The sequence below is a fragment of the Cellulomonas sp. P2_F12 genome (assembly GCF_056403775.1).
This window is the reverse complement of sequence record NZ_JBFUEV010000002.1, coordinates 37,567-53,501: the sequence shown is the minus strand read 5'-3', so window position 1 is coordinate 53,501 and position 15,935 is coordinate 37,567. Positions and strand designations below refer to the sequence as shown.

General features: G+C 73.0%; 13 protein-coding genes and 1 tRNA gene. 10 read left to right on the top strand and 4 right to left on the bottom strand.

Going from position 1 to position 15,935, the window contains the following annotated elements; translation table 11 throughout:
* Position 1: 1 nt before the first annotated feature.
* Positions 2 to 739 carry a ParA family protein gene (locus AC1DWH_RS05140; protein WP_477092771.1) on the bottom strand — a complete coding sequence of 246 codons (738 nt, stop codon included), beginning with the start codon at positions 737 to 739 and terminating at the stop codon, positions 2 to 4.
* Positions 740 to 749: 10 nt separating this feature from the next.
* Positions 750 to 1,679 carry a polyphosphate kinase 2 gene (gene ppk2, locus AC1DWH_RS05135; protein ID WP_477092770.1) on the bottom strand — a complete coding sequence of 310 codons (930 nt, stop codon included), beginning with the start codon at positions 1,677 to 1,679 and terminating at the stop codon, positions 750 to 752.
* 336 nt (positions 1,680 to 2,015) lie between these two features.
* On the opposite strand from ppk2, the gene AC1DWH_RS05130 reads away from it, so the two are divergent.
* Together AC1DWH_RS05130 and AC1DWH_RS05125 are read left to right on the top strand one after the other, a co-directional pair.
* Positions 2,016 to 2,666 carry an alpha/beta fold hydrolase gene (locus tag AC1DWH_RS05130; RefSeq protein WP_477092769.1) on the top strand — a complete coding sequence of 217 codons (651 nt, stop codon included), beginning with the start codon at positions 2,016 to 2,018 and terminating at the stop codon, positions 2,664 to 2,666.
* Between the two features lie 29 nt (positions 2,667 to 2,695).
* Positions 2,696 to 3,343: a hypothetical protein gene (locus tag AC1DWH_RS05125; protein WP_477092768.1), complete on the top strand. Its 648-nt coding sequence runs from the start codon at positions 2,696 to 2,698 to the stop codon at positions 3,341 to 3,343.
* Positions 3,344 to 3,476: 133 nt separating this feature from the next.
* Here AC1DWH_RS05125 and AC1DWH_RS05120 read toward each other — a convergent pair.
* Together AC1DWH_RS05120 and AC1DWH_RS05115 are read right to left on the bottom strand one after the other, a co-directional pair.
* Positions 3,477 to 3,549 (bottom strand) — tRNA-Arg (locus AC1DWH_RS05120).
* A 51-nt stretch (positions 3,550 to 3,600) separates the two neighbouring features.
* Entirely contained in the window at positions 3,601 to 4,251 is a 651-nt protein-coding gene (locus AC1DWH_RS05115; protein ID WP_456846324.1) for a FadR/GntR family transcriptional regulator, read from the bottom strand.
* Between the two features lie 115 nt (positions 4,252 to 4,366).
* Here AC1DWH_RS05115 and AC1DWH_RS05110 point away from each other — a divergent pair, with 115 nt between their 5' ends.
* The 8 genes from AC1DWH_RS05110 to AC1DWH_RS05075 all read left to right on the top strand — a co-directional run bounded on the left by AC1DWH_RS05110 (position 4,367) and on the right by AC1DWH_RS05075 (position 15,799).
* Positions 4,367 to 5,620 carry an MFS transporter gene (locus AC1DWH_RS05110; RefSeq protein WP_477092767.1) on the top strand — a complete coding sequence of 418 codons (1,254 nt, stop codon included), beginning with the start codon at positions 4,367 to 4,369 and terminating at the stop codon, positions 5,618 to 5,620.
* A gap of 21 nt (positions 5,621 to 5,641) precedes the next feature.
* On the top strand, positions 5,642 to 7,321 hold the full coding sequence (gene argS / locus AC1DWH_RS05105; protein ID WP_477092766.1) for an arginine--tRNA ligase: 1,680 nt from the start codon (positions 5,642 to 5,644) through the stop codon (positions 7,319 to 7,321).
* Positions 7,318 to 8,664, top strand: coding sequence for a diaminopimelate decarboxylase (gene lysA / locus AC1DWH_RS05100; protein ID WP_477092765.1), 1,347 nt, complete (start codon positions 7,318 to 7,320; stop codon positions 8,662 to 8,664). The genes argS and lysA overlap by 4 nt, the downstream gene beginning before the upstream one ends.
* A 91-nt stretch (positions 8,665 to 8,755) precedes the next feature.
* Positions 8,756 to 10,078, top strand: coding sequence for a homoserine dehydrogenase (locus tag AC1DWH_RS05095; protein ID WP_477092764.1), 1,323 nt, complete (start codon positions 8,756 to 8,758; stop codon positions 10,076 to 10,078).
* Positions 10,078 to 11,169, top strand: coding sequence for a threonine synthase (gene thrC / locus AC1DWH_RS05090; RefSeq protein ID WP_477092763.1), 1,092 nt, complete (start codon positions 10,078 to 10,080; stop codon positions 11,167 to 11,169). Before AC1DWH_RS05095 ends, thrC begins: the two co-directional genes overlap by 1 nt.
* Before the next feature lie 10 nt (positions 11,170 to 11,179).
* A complete protein-coding gene (gene thrB, locus AC1DWH_RS05085; RefSeq protein ID WP_477092762.1) occupies positions 11,180 to 12,130 on the top strand; it encodes a homoserine kinase in 951 nt (316 codons plus the stop codon).
* Between the two features lie 370 nt (positions 12,131 to 12,500).
* Positions 12,501 to 14,372, top strand: a complete 1,872-nt coding sequence (gene rho, locus AC1DWH_RS05080) for a transcription termination factor Rho (protein ID WP_477093215.1) — start codon at positions 12,501 to 12,503, stop codon at positions 14,370 to 14,372.
* A gap of 572 nt (positions 14,373 to 14,944) precedes the next feature.
* Positions 14,945 to 15,799 carry a PPK2 family polyphosphate kinase gene (locus AC1DWH_RS05075; protein ID WP_477092761.1) on the top strand — a complete coding sequence of 285 codons (855 nt, stop codon included), beginning with the start codon at positions 14,945 to 14,947 and terminating at the stop codon, positions 15,797 to 15,799.
* Positions 15,800 to 15,935: the final 136 nt, after the last annotated feature.

Sequence of the window (15,935 nt, the reverse complement as noted above, 5' to 3'; positions counted from 1 at the left end):
TCTACGCCTTGCGGACCTCGGCCCAGAGCTGCTCGTAGCACTGCGCGACGCGGCTCGTCGGGGCGAAGGCGGTCACCGGCGACTGCCGCTCGGCCATCTGCTCCACGATCGACAGGGCCGGGATCTCGGTGCTCGCGATGCGCGTGCCCTCCCGGGGGGCGGAGTCGATGACGTCGCGGTGCAACCGCTTGCGACGGTCGACCATCGAGAAGAACGCCACGAGGTTCGGTCGCGGCTTCTCGGACTCGGCCACGAAGCCCTTCAGCTGCTCCAGCGTCCGCATCGAGAGCGTCGCGGGGATCAGCGGCACCAGCAGCGTGTCAGCGGCGTGCAGGACGTTCTCGGACATCAGCGAGATGCTCGGCGGGCAGTCGAGGAACACCACGTCGTAGTCGTCGGAGACGTCGGCCACCAGCTGACGGAGCCGGCGGGTGCGCTTCTTGGCGTCGTCGAGCTCGAGGTCCAGGTTGCGGTAGCTGAAGTCGGCGGGCAGCAGGTCCAGGTTGTCGAAGTGGGTCGACTTGAGCGCGTCGTCCATCGCGCGCTTCCCGGTCACCAGCGCGTGCCCGCCGCCCTTGACGCGTGGGCGGACCCGGAAGATGTAGGTCGCCGCGCCCTGCGGGTCCAGGTCCCACAACAGCGTCCGTCGCCCCTCGCGCGCGGACAGGTGGGCGAGGTTCACGGCCGTGGAGGTCTTTCCCACGCCGCCCTTGATGTTGTACGACGCGAAGACCTTCACCGTCGGCCGCTCAGTCGCCGACGGTGTGGCGGCCGCGCTGGACGATCAGCGGGTCGACCTCGCCGATGACGGCCTCGTCCTTGCCCTCGTACGAAAACTGGCTGAGGAAGGAGCGCATGGCGTTGAGCCGGGCGCGCTTCTTGTCGTTGCTGCGGATCGCGATCCACGGCGAGGGGTCGGTGTCCGTGCCCGCGAACATCGCCTCCTTCGCCGCGGAGTACTGCTCCCAGCGGTCGAGGGACTCGAGGTCCATCGGCGAGAGCTTCCAGCGGCGCACGGGATCGATCTGGCGGATGGCGAAGCGGGTGCGCTGCTCGCGGCGGGTGACCGAGAACCAGAACTTGGTCAGGTGCGTGCCGTCGTCGACGATCAGCCGCTCGAACTCCGGGGCTTGGCGCATGAACGCCGCGTACTCGTCGTCGGAGCAGAAGCCCATCACCCGCTCGACGCCCGCGCGGTTGTACCAGGACCGGTCGAACAGCACGATCTCGCCGGCGGTCGGGAAGTGCTGGACGTACCGCTGGAAGAACCACTGGCCCCGCTCGGTCCGCGTGGGCTTGGTCAGCGCCACGACGCGTGCCGCGCGCGGGTTCAGGTGCTCCATGAACCGCTTGATCGTGCCGCCCTTGCCCGCCGCGTCGCGGCCCTCGAACACGATGATGTGGCGCTCGCCGTTGTCCTCCGCCCAGTACTGCAGCTTGAGCAGCTCGATCTGGAGGCGGTACTTGGCCTCCTCGTACTCCTCGCGGTCCATCAGCTCGTCGTACGGGTAGTCCTCGCGCCAGGTCTCGACGGCCTTGCCGCCCGGGTCGATGAGCACGGGGTCCGCACCCTCGCCGCCGGACACGGTGTAGCCCTCCGCGACGAGCCGGTCGATGTACTCGCGCAGGCTGTCCTCGGCCCCGGGCCGGTATCCGTCGAGATCGAGTGTCGAGTCCATCACGTCCTCCTGACGGGGCTGGGCGCTGCGACTGTATCCACGTAACTGTCCAGCGACCATGCCTGGGGCGCACGTGCTGGCACCTTCGCGCGGATCCACCGCTCCTATGCTCGTTCGGTGCGAGCGACCAGGGTGGTCCAGACCCGTCTCGGTGCCGTCGAGGTCATGCTCCTGGTAGGCGACGAGGCGCCGGTGCTCTTCTTCCCGGGAGGGCATTGCCCCGCGACTGTCGACTGCGGGTGGAGCGTCTACGCGTCCCTCGGCCACGGCATCCTGTCGTTCTCCAGGCCCGGCTACGGGGCCACCCACGTGGGGCAGCTCGCTGCTCAGGAGTTCGTGCCGGCCGTGGCGGAGTGCTGCGAGCGGTTGGGAGTCACCGAGACGGCCGGTGCTGTCGGGGTGTCCTTCGGCGGCATGCAGGCGATCCATTGCGCTGCGGCGCTGCCGGGGCTGGTGCCGCGCCTCGCGCTGCACAGCTGTGCGCCGTCCACCCACGCCTATCCAGACACGGCTCGGCAGGCGCTGCTCGGGCCGCTCGTGTTCGCACCGGGCTCGCAGAGTGTGGTCTGGTCGGCGATCGCACGGCTGGTCGCCTCGGACGGGGACCTGCGGAGGATGGTCGCGACGCTCTCGACGAGGCCGCTCGACGACTGGTGGCACACGTGGTCGGCGGCCGACCGGACCCTTGCTCGGGAGCTGTTCCAGACGATGTCCTCCGGGGCGGGGTTCGTGAACGACCTACGCCAAGGCCGGGCGGGGCGGCGTTCCTATCGCCGGCTGTTCCAGACCGAGGTCCGCTGTCCCACCCTGGTGACGGCCTCCCGCGACGACGCAGGGGTCGCGTTCAGGCATGCCGAGGACCTCGTGCAGACGATCCCGACCGCCACTCTCGTCGAGCTCGACGCACCCAGCCATCTGTTCTGGATCGGGCCGGCTCGCGCCCAGGTCGAGGCGGCCGTGCGCACCTTCCTCGCGACACCCACATGACCGGCGGCATCGTCCGCCACACTCGTTCCATGACTGTGCCGATCGCGCCGCCGGTTGTCGCGCCGCGGTTGCCATCGACCAGGGTGCGCTGGCTTCGCCCGATCGGTGCCACCCTCACGATCCTCGGTTGTGTCGTGCTCGGTGCGATCGCGCTCGTCTCGATCCTCACGCGCATGTCCGACCCGGCCACGCCCTGGGTGGGGTTCGTGCCCGGCCCGGACGGGACGCCGATGGCGGTCGTCCAGCGGTCCGGAGCCGACGCCGTGACGACCGTGTCCGTCGAGGCTGCGGGCGCGGATCGGTCGGTTCTCTGGGCCATCGACCGGGTACCGGGTTCCGCATGGGACGGTGCGGTCGGGCTTGGTAGCGACCCCAAGGCATTCGTCGTGAGGACCGCGCTGGAAGCTGCGTCGATCCCCGCCGGCTCGGTGCTCGTCGTCACGAACGGGTGCTATGCCTCGTACGCAACGGTGCCGGTCGGGCCGCTGACGCCGGGCGTCGTCACGACCGAAGACCAGCAGGTCAGCCTCGACGAGTTCTACAGCGACGGGGGTGCGTTCACGGCCTGCGGTGCGGCGGAGTTCGAGACCCCGCTGAGGATCGCCGGGGGCGGACTGGTCCTGCTGGTTGCCGGCCTGGTCGCGCTGGTTGCCAGCGTTCGGCGCCGTACGGCGTGACCCCACCCGGGTTCTGCTCGGCGGGCTCTGCCTCGGCCGCGACTCAGGCCACGTCTAGCCGTGGCCGCCGATTCGATCTGGCACGTGTCTTGGCACGGACCCTGGTTCCGACGCTCTGACCCGAACTGATGTGTGCCCGCGAAAGGACTCGAACCTTCGACCTTCTGCTCCGGAGGCAGACGCTCTATCCACTGAGCTACGCGGGCGTTCGCACCGGCCCGGGGGTCGATGCGGTGCACGACACTACCAGCCGTCGCTCACTCGCCCAGCAGTGCGGACAGGTAGCGGGTGGTCTCGCTGGCGGCCCGGCCGTCGTCGCCGGCGACGATGGCCTCGACCAGGACGTCATGGGCGTCGTGGCCGTGGGTGTCGGTGACGAAGTTGAAGCGGATGTTCTCGCCGATCGCGTCGAGCAGGTTCTCGTACAGGGTGACCAGGACGGGGTTGGCGGTCGCGCGGACGATCGCGCGGTGCAGGTCGAGGTCGGTCGACACCATCGCGTCCAGGTCGCCCGCGTGATAGGCCTCGGCGCGCTCGTCGCGACGCTGGAGGAGGCCCGCCGCGTCGGTGGCCGAGCGGCGTCGGGCGGCCAGGCGGCCGGCCTCCACCTCGAGGGCTCGGCGCACCTCGACGACGTCGCGCTGCCGGGCGTCGGCGATCTGCCGGCCCATGGTGACCGCCAGCTCGGAGCGGGACAGGACGTAGGTGCCCGAGCCCTGGCGACGCTCGAGCAGGCCGGCGTGCACCAGCGACTGCACGGCCTCGCGCACCGTGTTGCGGCCGACGCCGAGCAGGTCGACGAGGGCGGGCTCGGGTGGGATCCGGGAACCCACCGGCCACTGCTCCGACTCGATCCGGCCGCGGAGCTCGGCAACCGCGGTGTCGATCAGTCCGGTCCGTCGCACCATCCGGTTAGGCTCCGTGTCCAGGCATGCGGTGCAGTCAACACCGGCGGGTCGGTCCACGCCAGACCCCCGTACGGATGATCTGCGGGACGCGCCCTGGCCTACCGGAAAGTTGTCTGTGGACCCGTCGACGCCCTCGCTCGCGCCCTGGCGCGGCCGCCTTGTCGTCCTCGCCGGCATCGTCCTGGTCGGGCTCAACCTGCGCATCGCGGTCGCGGCCGTCTCGCCGATCATCGGGGTGGTCCGCCAGGACTTCGCTCTCAGTGCGACGCAGGTGGGGCTGCTGGGCACCATCCCCGTGGCGTCGTTCGCGGTCTTCGGCTCGCTGGCCAGCCCGATCGCGCGTCGTCTCGGGCTCGAGCCGACGATGATCCTCGCGCTCCTGCTCTCGGCGGCCGGCGAGGTCCTGCGCGCCCTGTCGGGGGCCGCACCCGCGTTCCTCGGGTGGTCGGTCATCGCGCTGGCCGGCATGGGCATGGGCAACGTGCTCCTGCCGCCGCTGGTCAAGCGCTACTTCCCGGACCGGATCGGCGCCGTGACCGCGTCGTACTCCGTGGCCCTGTGCGTGAGCACCGCCGTCCCGCCCCTGGTCGCCGTCCCGCTCGCGCAGACCGCGGGGTGGCGGTGGGCGGTCGGCGTGTGGGCGGTCGTCGGGCTGGGCGCGGTCGTGCCGTGGGTCGTCGTCATCGCACGGTCCGTGTCGGCACGCACCCACCTGCGGGAGATCGTCCGACGGGCGCCCCGCCGCGAACGTCCCGCCGCGCTGGTCCGGGCGGGTGGCGACGAGACGCGCATCGTGTGGCGCTCGCGCCTGGGCTGGGCGCTGGTCCTCACGTTCTTCGCCAACACCACCGGCACGTACGTGCTGTTCGCGTGGCTGCCGCAGATCCTTGCCGACGCCGGGCTGGGCACCGACGTCGGCGGGCGCTGGCTCGCCGTGTTCGCCATCGTCGGGCTGCCCGCCGCGCTGTTCGCGCCGATCCTCACGGCCCGGATGCGCAACCCGTACCCGCTGATCGTCGGCTTCGTCGCGTGCTGGATCGTCGGCTACGCCGGGCTGCTCGCGGCGCCCACCCAGGCGACGGCGCTGTGGATGATCCTCATCGGGCTCGGGCCGGGTGCCTTCCCCGTGCAGCTCGCGCTGATCGGCCTGCGCTCGCGGACACCCGCCATCGCCGTCGCGCTCTCGGGCATGGTGCAGGGGCTCGGGTACGGGCTGGCGATCGTCGGGCCGGTCGGGATCGGGATCCTGCACGACGCCACGGGCTCGTGGACCGAGCCGTTCGTCGTGCTCTTCGCGCTGCTGGCCCTGCTGCTCGTGGCCGCCTGGTTCGCCTGCCGGCCGACCATGCTGGGTCCGGAACCGGCCTGAAACGCTCGGTACCCTTCTCCGGTGACTCCCGCCCAGCTCTCCGAGGCCCTCAAGGCCGCCCTCGTGCACGCCGTCGACGACGGCACGTTCGCCCTCGACCCCGCCGCGATCCCCGCGACCGTGCACCTCGAGCGACCCCGCCAGCGCGAGCACGGGGACTGGGCCACCAACGTGGCGATGCAGCTGGCCAAGAAGGCCGGCACCAACCCGCGTGCATTCGCCGAGGAGCTCGCGCGGCGCCTGGCCAGCACGGAGGGCGTCTCGGCCGTCGAGGTGGCGGGCCCCGGCTTCCTCAACATCCGGCTCGACGCCGCGGCCGCCGGTGAGCTCGCCCGCTCCGTCGTCGAGCAGGCCGGCGCCTACGGCCAGAACGAGACGCTCGCCGGCGTCTCGCTCAACCTCGAGTTCGTCTCGGCCAACCCGACCGGGCCGCTGCACATCGGCGGCGTGCGGTGGGCCGCGGTCGGGGACAGCCTCGCGCGCGTGCTGCAGGCGTCCGGCGCGACCGTGGCGCGCGAGTACTACTTCAACGACCACGGCGCGCAGATCGACCGCTTCTCGCGCTCGCTGCTGGCCCGCGCGCTGGGCAATCCCGCGCCCGAGGACGGCTACGGCGGCGACTACATCTCGGAGATCGCCGAGCAGGTGGTGGCCGACGCTCTCGCCGCCGGCGAGCCCGACCCGCGCACGCTGCCCTACGACGAGGCGAACGAGGCCTTCCGGGCACGCGGCGTGGAGCTCATGTTCGCCGAGATCCGCCAGTCCCTCGAGGACTTCGGCGTCCACTTCGACGTCTACTTCCACGAGGACTCGCTGCACAGGTCCGGTGCCGTGGACCACGCCGTGGCCCGCCTGCGCGAGCTCGGGCACGTCTTCGAGGCCGACGGCGCGGTCTGGCTGCGCACCACGACGTTCGGCGACGACCGCGACCGCGTGATCATCCGGTCCAACGGCGAGGCCGCGTACATCGCGGGCGACATCGCGTACTACCTGGACAAGCGGGAGCGCGGGTTCGACCGCGTGGTGATCATGCTGGGCGCCGACCACCACGGGTACATCGGCCGCATGATGGCGATCTGCGCGGCGTTCGGGGACACGCCCGGCGTCAACCTCGAGATCCTCATCGGGCAGCTGGTGAACCTGGTCAAGGACGGCGCGCCCGTCCGGATGAGCAAGCGGGCCGGCACGGTCGTCACCATCGACGACCTCGTCGAGGCCGTCGGCGTGGACGCCGCCCGGTACGCGCTCGCGCGCTCGTCGGCGGACTCGAGCATCGACCTCGACCTCGACCTGCTCAGCAGCGCCAAGAACGAGAACCCCGTGTTCTACGTGCAGTACGCGCACGCCCGGTCCGCCTCGGTGGACCGGAACGCCGAGGCCACCGGGGTCCGCCGCGAGGAGGGCTTCGACGCCTCGCTGCTCGACCACGAGAGCGACTCCGTGCTGCTGGGCCAGCTCGCGGAGTTCCCGCGGGTGGTCGCGCAGGCCGCCGAGCTGCGTGCCCCGCACCGGGTCGCGCGCTACCTCGAGGAGCTCGCGGGGGCGTACCACACCTGGTACGGCCAGGTCCGCGTCGCGCCGTTCGGCGACGAGGTCGTCGGCGACGTGCACCGCACGCGCCTCTGGCTCAACGACGCCGTGCGGCAGGTGCTGGTCAACGGGCTCGACCTGCTGGGCGTGAGCGCGCCGGAGCGCATGTGACGGGCGAGCCCTGGTCGACCGGCGTCCACCGGTCGGCCGACGGTGCCGTCAGCGTCGCCGGCGTCGACGTCCGCGCCCTGGCAGCCGAGCACGGCACGCCCGCCTACGTCCTCGACGAGGCCGACCTGCGCTCGCGGGCACGCGGCTACCGGCGCGCGTTCGAGACGGCGTTCGCCGAGATCGGCGCGGGCGTCGACGTCTACTACGCGGGCAAGGCGTTCCTGAGCGTCGCCGTCGCCCGCTGGGTGCACGAGGAGGGCCTGCGCGTCGACACGGCCACCGGCGGCGAGCTCGCCGTCGCGCTGCGGGCGGGCGTCCCCGGCGCGGACATCGGCCTGCACGGCAACAACAAGTCGGACGCGGAGATCGCCCGCGCGCTCGAGGCCGGGGTCGGCCGGATCATCGTCGACTCGCTGGTCGAGATCGAGCGGGTCGCCGACGCCGCCTCCGTCGACCGCCCCGCCCCCGTGATGGTCCGCGTGACCACCGGCGTGCACGCCGGCGGCCACGAGTACATCTCGACCGCTCACGAGGACCAGAAGTTCGGCCTCTCGATCGCGTCCGACCAAGGCTCGGACTCGCCGGCCATGCAGGGGCTGCTCGCGGTGCTGGCCCGGCCCGAGCTGCGGCTGCTCGGCATCCACTCGCACATCGGCTCGCAGATCCTCGACCCGTCGGGCTTCGAGGTCGCCGCGCGCGCGGTGCTGACCCTGCGCGCGCAGCTGGCCGAGCGGACCGGGGTGCTGGTCGAGGAGGTCGACCTCGGCGGCGGCTACGGCATCGCGTACCTGCCGGGGGAGGTCGCGCTGGACCCGGACCGGATCGCCAAGGACATCGCGTCGTCGGTGCAGTCCAGCGCCGCCGACCTCGGGACCCCGCTGCCGCGGTTCTCCATCGAGCCCGGGCGCGCGATCGTCGGTCCCGCCGGTCTGACCCTCTACACCGTCGGGACGGTCAAGCCGGTCCGGATCGAGGACGGCCGCACCCGTACCTACGTGTCGATCGACGGCGGCATGAGCGACAACATCCGGCCCGCCCTCTACGGCGCGCAGTACCACGCGGAGATCGTCGGCCGGCTCGCGAGCGGGGACACCGTGCTCGCACGCGTCGTCGGCAAGCACTGCGAGAGCGGCGACATCGTCGTGCACGAGGTGCAGCTCCCCGCCGACGTCCGCGCCGGCGACCTGCTCGCCGTCGCCGCCACGGGGGCCTACGGACGGTCGATGGCGTCCAACTACAACCACGTCCCGCGCCCGCCGGTGGTCGCGGTCGCCGACGGGACCTCCCGCGTGCTCGTCCGCCGCGAGACCGAGGACGACCTCCTCGCGCTCGACCTCGGCTGACCCCGGCTCACCGGTCGGACCGCGCGTCCCAGCGCCTGGACGCACCCCTATCCTGGGGGCGCTCCCGCCCGACCCGACTGGAGGCCACCCCGTGCCCTCGCCCGTGCCCGCCCGCCCGCCCCTGCGCGTCGCCGTCCTCGGCTGCGGCGTCGTCGGCACGGAGGTCGTGCGGCTGCTCACGACGCAGGCGTCGGACCTCGCCTCCCGGGTCGGGACGTCGCTCGAGCTGGTCGGGGTCGCGGTCCGCGACGTGGACGCCCCCCGCGACGCGGTCGTCGACCGTGCGCTGCTCACCGCCGACGCCGAGTCGCTGGTCGAGCGCGCCGACGTCGTCGTCGAGGTCATGGGCGGGATCGAGCCGGCGCGGAGCCTGCTGCTGCGGGCGATCGCCGGCGGCGCGTCCGTCGTCACCGCCAACAAGGCCCTGCTCGCGCAGGACGGTCCGACTCTCTACGCCGCTGCCGACGAGGCGGGCGTGGACCTGTACTTCGAGGCCGCGGTCGCGGGCGCCATCCCGATCGTGCGCCCGGTGCGCGAGTCGCTCGCCGGGGACCGCGTGACGCGCGTGCTCGGCATCGTCAACGGCACCACCAACTACGTGCTCGACAAGATGGCGTCGGAGGGTCTCGACCTCGACCAGGCCGTCAAGGAGGCCCAGGCGCTGGGCTACGCCGAGGCGGACCCGACGGCCGACGTCGAGGGGTACGACGCCGCGGCCAAGGCGGCCATCCTCGCCTCGCTCGCCTTCCACACCCGCGTCTCGATCGACGACGTGTCCCGCGAGGGCATCACGTCTCTGACAGCCGACGACGTCCTGTGGGCGCAGCGCACCGGCTACGTCCTCAAGCTGCTGGCCATCGCCGAGCGGGGCAGCGCCGACGGCGCCGAGGGCGTCCAGGTGCGCGTGCACCCCGCGCTCGTCCCCTCCAGCCACCCGCTGGCAGGAGTTCGTGGCGCCTACAACGCGGTGTTCGTCGAGGCCGAGGCCGCCGGCGAGCTGATGTTCTACGGGCGCGGCGCGGGCGGGGAGCCCACCGCGTCGGCCGTCCTCGGCGACGTCGTCTCCGTGGCCCGGCACCGTGTGCTCGGCGGCAAGGGACCCGTCGAGTCCCGGTACGCCGAGCTGCCCGTGCTGCCCGCGGCCGCCGCGCGGACCCGGTACCAGGTCCGGCTGGAGGTCGCGGACCGTCCCGGCGTCCTGGCGCAGGTGGCCGCGGTCCTGGCGTCGCACGACGTGTCGATCGAGGCCGTGCGCCAGTCGCCGGCGAGCGAGACGCCCGACGCCGACTTCGCGCGACTGGTCATCACCACGCACGTCGCCCCCGAGCACGCCCTGCGCAGCACCGTCGACGCCATCGCCGGCCTCGACGTGGTCCGCCGGGTCGTGTCCGTCCTGAGAGTCGAGGGAGCCTGATGGCCCACCAGTGGCGCGGCGTCATCGCCGAGTACGCCGACCGCCTGCCCGCCCACGTCCAGGAGCGCATCGTCACGCTGGGGGAGGGCGGCACGCCGCTCGTCCCGTCGCCGACGCTGTCGCAGCGCACGGGCGCCGAGGTGTTCGTCAAGGTCGAGGGCATGAACCCGACCGGCTCGTTCAAGGACCGCGGCATGACGACGGCCATGTCGGCCGCGGCCGGTCGCGGCGCCAAGGCCGTGGTCTGCGCGTCGACCGGCAACACCTCCGCCTCGGCGGCGGCGTACGCCACGCGCGCCGGCATGGTCTGCGCGGTGCTGGTGCCGGACGGCAAGATCGCGATGGGCAAGCTCAGCCAGGCCGTCGCGCACGGGGCCACGCTGCTGCAGGTCGACGGCAACTTCGACGACTGCCTGGTCGCGGCCCGCAAGCTCGCCGAGGCGTACCCGGTGGAGCTGGTGAACTCGGTCAACCCCGACCGCATCGAGGGCCAGAAGACGGCCGCGTTCGAGATCGTCGACGCGCTGGGCGACGCCCCGGACATCCACGCGCTGCCGGTGGGCAACGCCGGGAACATCACCGCGTACTGGAAGGGCTACCGCGAGTACGCGGGGCTCGACGCCGGCGCGGAGCACACGGCGGTCGCCACCCGGACGCCGATCATGTGGGGCTTCCAGGCCGCGGGCGCCGCGCCCATCGTCAAGGGCCACCCGATCGACCACCCCGAGACCATCGCCACGGCGATCCGCATCGGCAACCCCGCCTCGTGGCGGCAGGCCGAGGAGGCGCGCGACGTGTCGGGTGGGCTCATCGAGGCGGTCACGGACGAGGAGATCCTCCGGGCGCACCGCGTGCTCTCGGCCGAGGTCGGCATCTTCGTCGAGCCCGCCTCCGCGTCGGGCGTCGCCGGCCTGCTCCGCCTGAGCGACGAGGGCCGCGTGCCCGCGGGCGCGCGCATCGTCATCACGGTGACGGGGCACGGGCTCAAGGACCCGCAGTGGGCGCTGCGCACCCCGGACGGCGGCGACGTCGTGCCGGTGCGGATCTCCTCGGACGTGGTGTCCATCGCCACCGCCCTCGGCCTGGACTGAGGCCCCCGCGATGCGCCTGGGTGCGGACCACGTCCGCGTCCGCGTCCCCGCCACCAGCGCCAACCTCGGCCCGGGGTTCGACGCGTTCGGCATCGCGCTCGGGCTGTACGACGAGCTCGAGGTGCGGGCGCTCGGCTCGCCGGGCGTCCGGGTCGAGGTCACGGGTGAGGGCGCCGGGCAGGTTCCCGACGACGAGCAGCATCTCGTGGTCAGCTCGCTGCGCGCCGCCCTCGACCTCGTGGGCGCCTCGCAGACCGGCCTGCACCTGGTGTGCCACAACCGCATCCCGCACGGCCGGGGGCTCGGGTCGTCCGCGGGCGCGGTCGTCGCCGGCATCGTCGCGGCCCGCGGCCTGATCGCCGAGCCGGACGCGCTGTCCGACGACGTCGCGCTCGACCTCGCCGCCCAGATCGAGGGCCACCCCGACAACGCGGCCCCCGCGGTGCTCGGCGGCGCGACCCTCGCGTGGCGCGACGACCGGTTCCGGGCTGTCGACCTCGCGGTGCACGACGACGTGGCGCTGCTGGCGATCGTGCCGCCCCACCACCTGTCCACCAAGGCCGCCCGCGGCGTCCTGCCGGCGACCGTGCCGCACGCCGACGCCGCGTTCCAGGCGGGCCGGGCAGCGCTGCTGGTCGAGGCCCTGGGCCGCCGTCCCGACCTGCTCCTCGCAGCGACGCAGGACCGGCTCCACCAGGAGTACCGGCGCTCGGTGATGCCGGGCTCGCTCGCGCTGGTCGACGTCCTGCGGGCCCAAGGGGTCGCCGCCGTCGTGTCCGGCGCCGGGCCCACGGTCCTGGTGCTCGCGCGGCGGCTGGGGACCACGTCCGGGGCCGACGGCGTCGTCGCCACCGACGCCGACGAGGCCGTGCGCGCCGCGTTCGGCGGTGCGATGGGCGGCTGGCAGATCCTGCCGCTCCCGGTCGACCGCGAGGGCGCCACCGTCCAGAGGGTGACCTGACCGGGTGAAGTACGGCCCAGTCGTTCACCCGGCCGGGTGGCAGAGCCGACAGTGATAACATCGATGCGTTCCCCGGATCTCGTCCTCCGGAGGCCCGTGTCGACCTGACCGGCCACCTCACAGTGAGTAGACGACCCGGGAACGATCCAGCCCACCGTGCGCAGACGTCGTCGTACGCAGCGCGTGTGGCTCCAGCACCGTCTCGGTCACCGCGACCGGACGTCGACCGATCCCCGAACCATCGGGTCCCGGTCACCGACGAGGGGAAGGGTCCTTCGTGACAGACATCATCGAACCCGCCGTGAGCACGTCCGGCGGGTCCGCCCGCAGCGCCGGGATCTCGGCGCTCCGCCTGCCCGAGCTGCAGGCGATGGCGTCCGACCTGGGCGTCAAGGGCACCTCCAAGATGCGCAAGGGCGACCTCGTCCAGGCCATCTCGGACGCGCGTGGCGGCACCCGGCCGCAGGCGCTCGAGCCGCGCCGCGCCGAGGCGGTCGCAGTGGCCGACGCCCCTCCGGCCCGCCGTACCCGCGCACCGCGGGTCCAGGCCCCGCAGCTCGACCTCGAGCCCGTCTCCACGCCGGTCCAGGACCGCGCACCGTCGCAGGCGCCTCGCGGTGACGCGCTCGCCGGCCTCGAGGCCGCGCTCGACGCCAAGCTCGCGCCCGTCGAGACCCGCGACGACCGCGCCGCACGTGCGGCCGACGCCGTCGGCGGCGTCTCCGGTGAGCGCCGCTCGCGCCGGGCCGGCCGCGGTGCCGGAGCCCCCCAGGGTCAGGACGACGAGGGCGACCGGGCGCAGGCCAACGGCCAGGCGTCCAACGGACAGCAGGACCGTCAGCAGGGCAACCAGCAGCAGGACCGCCAGCAGGGCAACCGCCAGCAGGGCGCCAACGCGCCGCAGGGCAACACGCAGCAGGCCACCCAGCAGCGCCGCGAGCAGGACGAGGACGGTCTCGACGAGCGCGGCGGTCGTCGTCGGCGCTCGCGTGACCGCTACCGCGACCGCGACCGCAAGCGCCCCGGCACGCGTGGTCGGCCGGGCGCCGGCGAGCTCGCGGGCCTCGACGACATCGAGGTGAACGAGGACGACGTCCTGCTCCCCGTCGCCGGCATCCTCGACCTGATGGACAGCTACGCGTTCGTCCGCACCACGGGCTACCTGCCCAGCGCGAACGACGTCTACGTGTCGCTGAACCAGGTCAAGCGCTACGGCCTGCGCCGCGGCGACGCGGTGACCGGTGCCGTCCGCCAGCCCCGCGAGGGCGAGCAGCCGCCGGCGCAGGGCAACCGGCCCAGCAAGTTCAACGCGCTGGTCCGCCTCGACTCGGTCAACGGCCTGGAGCCCGATGGCGCCCGCGTGCGCCCCGAGTTCAACAAGCTCACCCCGCTCTACCCGCAGGAGCGCCTGCGCCTGGAGAGCGACTCGGGCAAGCTCTCGCCGCGCGTGATCGACATCGTCGCGCCCATCGGCAAGGGCCAGCGCGGCCTCATCGTCGCGCCCCCCAAGGCGGGCAAGACGATCATCATGCAGCAGATCGCCAACGCCATCACGACCAACAACCCCGAGGTCCACCTCATGGTCGTGCTCGTCGACGAGCGCCCCGAAGAGGTCACGGACATGGAGCGGACGGTCAAGGGCGAGGTCATCGCCTCGACCTTCGATCGCCCCGCCTCGGACCACACGATCGTCGCCGAGCTGGCCATCGAGCGCGCCAAGCGCCTGGTCGAGCTGGGCCAGGACGTCGTCGTGCTGCTCGACTCGCTGACCCGCCTCTCGCGGGCCTACAACCTGGCCGCCCCGGCGTCCGGCCGCATCCTCTCGGGTGGTGTCGACGCCTCGGCGCTGTACCCGCCCAAGCGGTTCTTCGGCGCGGCCCGCAACATCGAGCACGGCGGCTCGCTCACCATCCTCGCCTCGGCGCTGGTGGAGACCGGCTCCAAGATGGACGAGGTCATCTTCGAGGAGTTCAAGGGCACCGGGAACATGGAGCTCCGGCTCTCCCGCGGCCTGGCCGACAAGCGCATCTTCCCGGCGGTCGACGTCAACGCGTCGGGCACCCGCCGCGAGGAGATCCTCATGCCGCACGACGAGCTGAAGATCATCTACAAGCTCCGTCGCGTCATGGGCGCCCTCGACCAGACCCAGGCCATCGAGCTGCTCATCGGCAAGCTGCGCGAGACCAAGTCCAACGTGGAGTTCCTGCTGCAGGTGCAGAAGACGACGCCGGGCAACGACTGACCGACCCGCTCGTCGACGGCCCCGCCCTCCTCCGGGAGCGCGGGGCCGTCGCGCATCCGCTCCCGTCGCGTGCTGTCGCCGAGCGCGGCCTCCGGTCGCCGAGCGCTGCCTCCCGTCGCCCAGCGCTACCACCCGTCGCCGAGCGCTGCTGCCCGTCGCCGAGCGCGCCCGCCCGGCGACCGCGCTCGCGGACGGGCGACCGCGCTCGTCGACACGCCACCGCGCTCGCCGTGCATCCGCACCCGGGCGCTTCCGGTCGCCCAGCGCTACCTCCCGTCGCCGAGCGCTACCTCTCGTCGCCGAGCGCGACCTCCCATCGCCCAGCGCGACCTCACGCGTCCGCTCCGGTCGCGTGCTGTCGCCGAGCGCACCCTCTCGTCGCCGGGCGCGGCCTCCCGTCGCCGGGCGCGGCCTCCCGTCGCCGAGCGCGCCCGCCCGGCGACCGCGCTCACGGACGGGCGACCGCGCTCGTCGACACGCGACCGCGCTCGCTGCCGCCGTCAGTGAGCGCGCGGGCGTGCACCCGGGCGGCTAGCGTGCAGTCGTCCGTCCGGCACCCAGGAGGCGATTCGATGGCGAAGTCGTGGAGCACACCGCCCGGAGAGGCCCTGCGGGTGGGTCCGGGGTTCGACCTCGTGGACGCGGACCTGTCGGCCACCCCGGGCTGGGAGCACGGCGAGGCGGCGGCCGAGAAGCGGCTGCGCAAGGACGGCGAGCGCCTGGGCGAGGCGCAGGAGCGGCTGTTCGCCGACGGCCGCTCGGGCGGCAGCCGTGCCGTCCTGCTGGTGCTGCAGGGCATGGACACCGCGGGCAAGGGTGGCATCGTGCGGCACGTGCTCGGCCTGGTGGACCCGCAGGGCGTGCAGCTGCACTCGTTCGGGGTGCCGACGGAGAAGGAGCGCGCACAGCACTACCTCCAGCGGATCCGCGAGGCGCTGCCCGTCCCCGGTCACATCGGCGTGTTCGACCGGTCCCACTACGAGGACGTGCTGGTGGTCCGCGTGAACGAGCTGGTGCCGCCCGAGGTCTGGGAGCCGCGGTACGACGAGATCAACGCGTTCGAGCGCGAGGTGGTCGACTCGGGCACGGTGATCGTCAAGGTCGCGCTCCTGGTGTCGCAGGCCGAGCAGAAGGCCCGGCTGCGGGAGCGCCTGGAACGGCCCGACAAGTACTGGAAGTTCAACCCCGGCGACGTGGACGAGCGGGCGAAGTGGGCCCGCTACCTGCAGGCGTACCAGGCGGTCCTCGACCGCACGAGCACCGACGTCGCGCCGTGGTACGCCGTGCCGGCCGACAACAAGTGGTACGCCCGGCTGGCGGTCGGGCGCCTGCTGCGCGACGCGGTCGAGGGGCTGGACCTCGGCTGGCCGCCGGCGGACTTCGACGTCGAGGAACAGCTGGCCCGGCTCGACGCCCAGCCCTTCTGACCGCGCCCGACCCGCGAGGAGCGGCCGACGGACAGCCGAACCGCACGCACGTCGGCGGATCCGGCTGTCCGCGTGCGGTTCGCCTGTCCGGGGCCCGGCCTGAGCCATGTGAGCGGGTCGGCGTGACGCACCTCAT

Bases quoted from the DNA above. Each gene is read 5' to 3' on its own strand.
- rho (WP_477093215.1), top strand. From the start codon at position 12,501: ATGGCGTCCGACCTGGGCGTCAAGGGCACCTCCAAGATGCGCAAGGGC.
- AC1DWH_RS05115 (WP_456846324.1), bottom strand. From the start codon at position 4,251: ATGGTGCGACGGACCGGACTGATCGACACCGCGGTTGCCGAGCTCCGC.
- thrB (WP_477092762.1), top strand. From the start codon at position 11,180: ATGCGCCTGGGTGCGGACCACGTCCGCGTCCGCGTCCCCGCCACCAGC.
- ppk2 (WP_477092770.1), bottom strand. From the start codon at position 1,679: ATGGACTCGACACTCGATCTCGACGGATACCGGCCCGGGGCCGAGGAC.
- AC1DWH_RS05125 (WP_477092768.1), top strand. From the start codon at position 2,696: ATGACTGTGCCGATCGCGCCGCCGGTTGTCGCGCCGCGGTTGCCATCG.
- AC1DWH_RS05075 (WP_477092761.1), top strand. From the start codon at position 14,945: ATGGCGAAGTCGTGGAGCACACCGCCCGGAGAGGCCCTGCGGGTGGGT.
- thrC (WP_477092763.1), top strand. From the start codon at position 10,078: ATGGCCCACCAGTGGCGCGGCGTCATCGCCGAGTACGCCGACCGCCTG.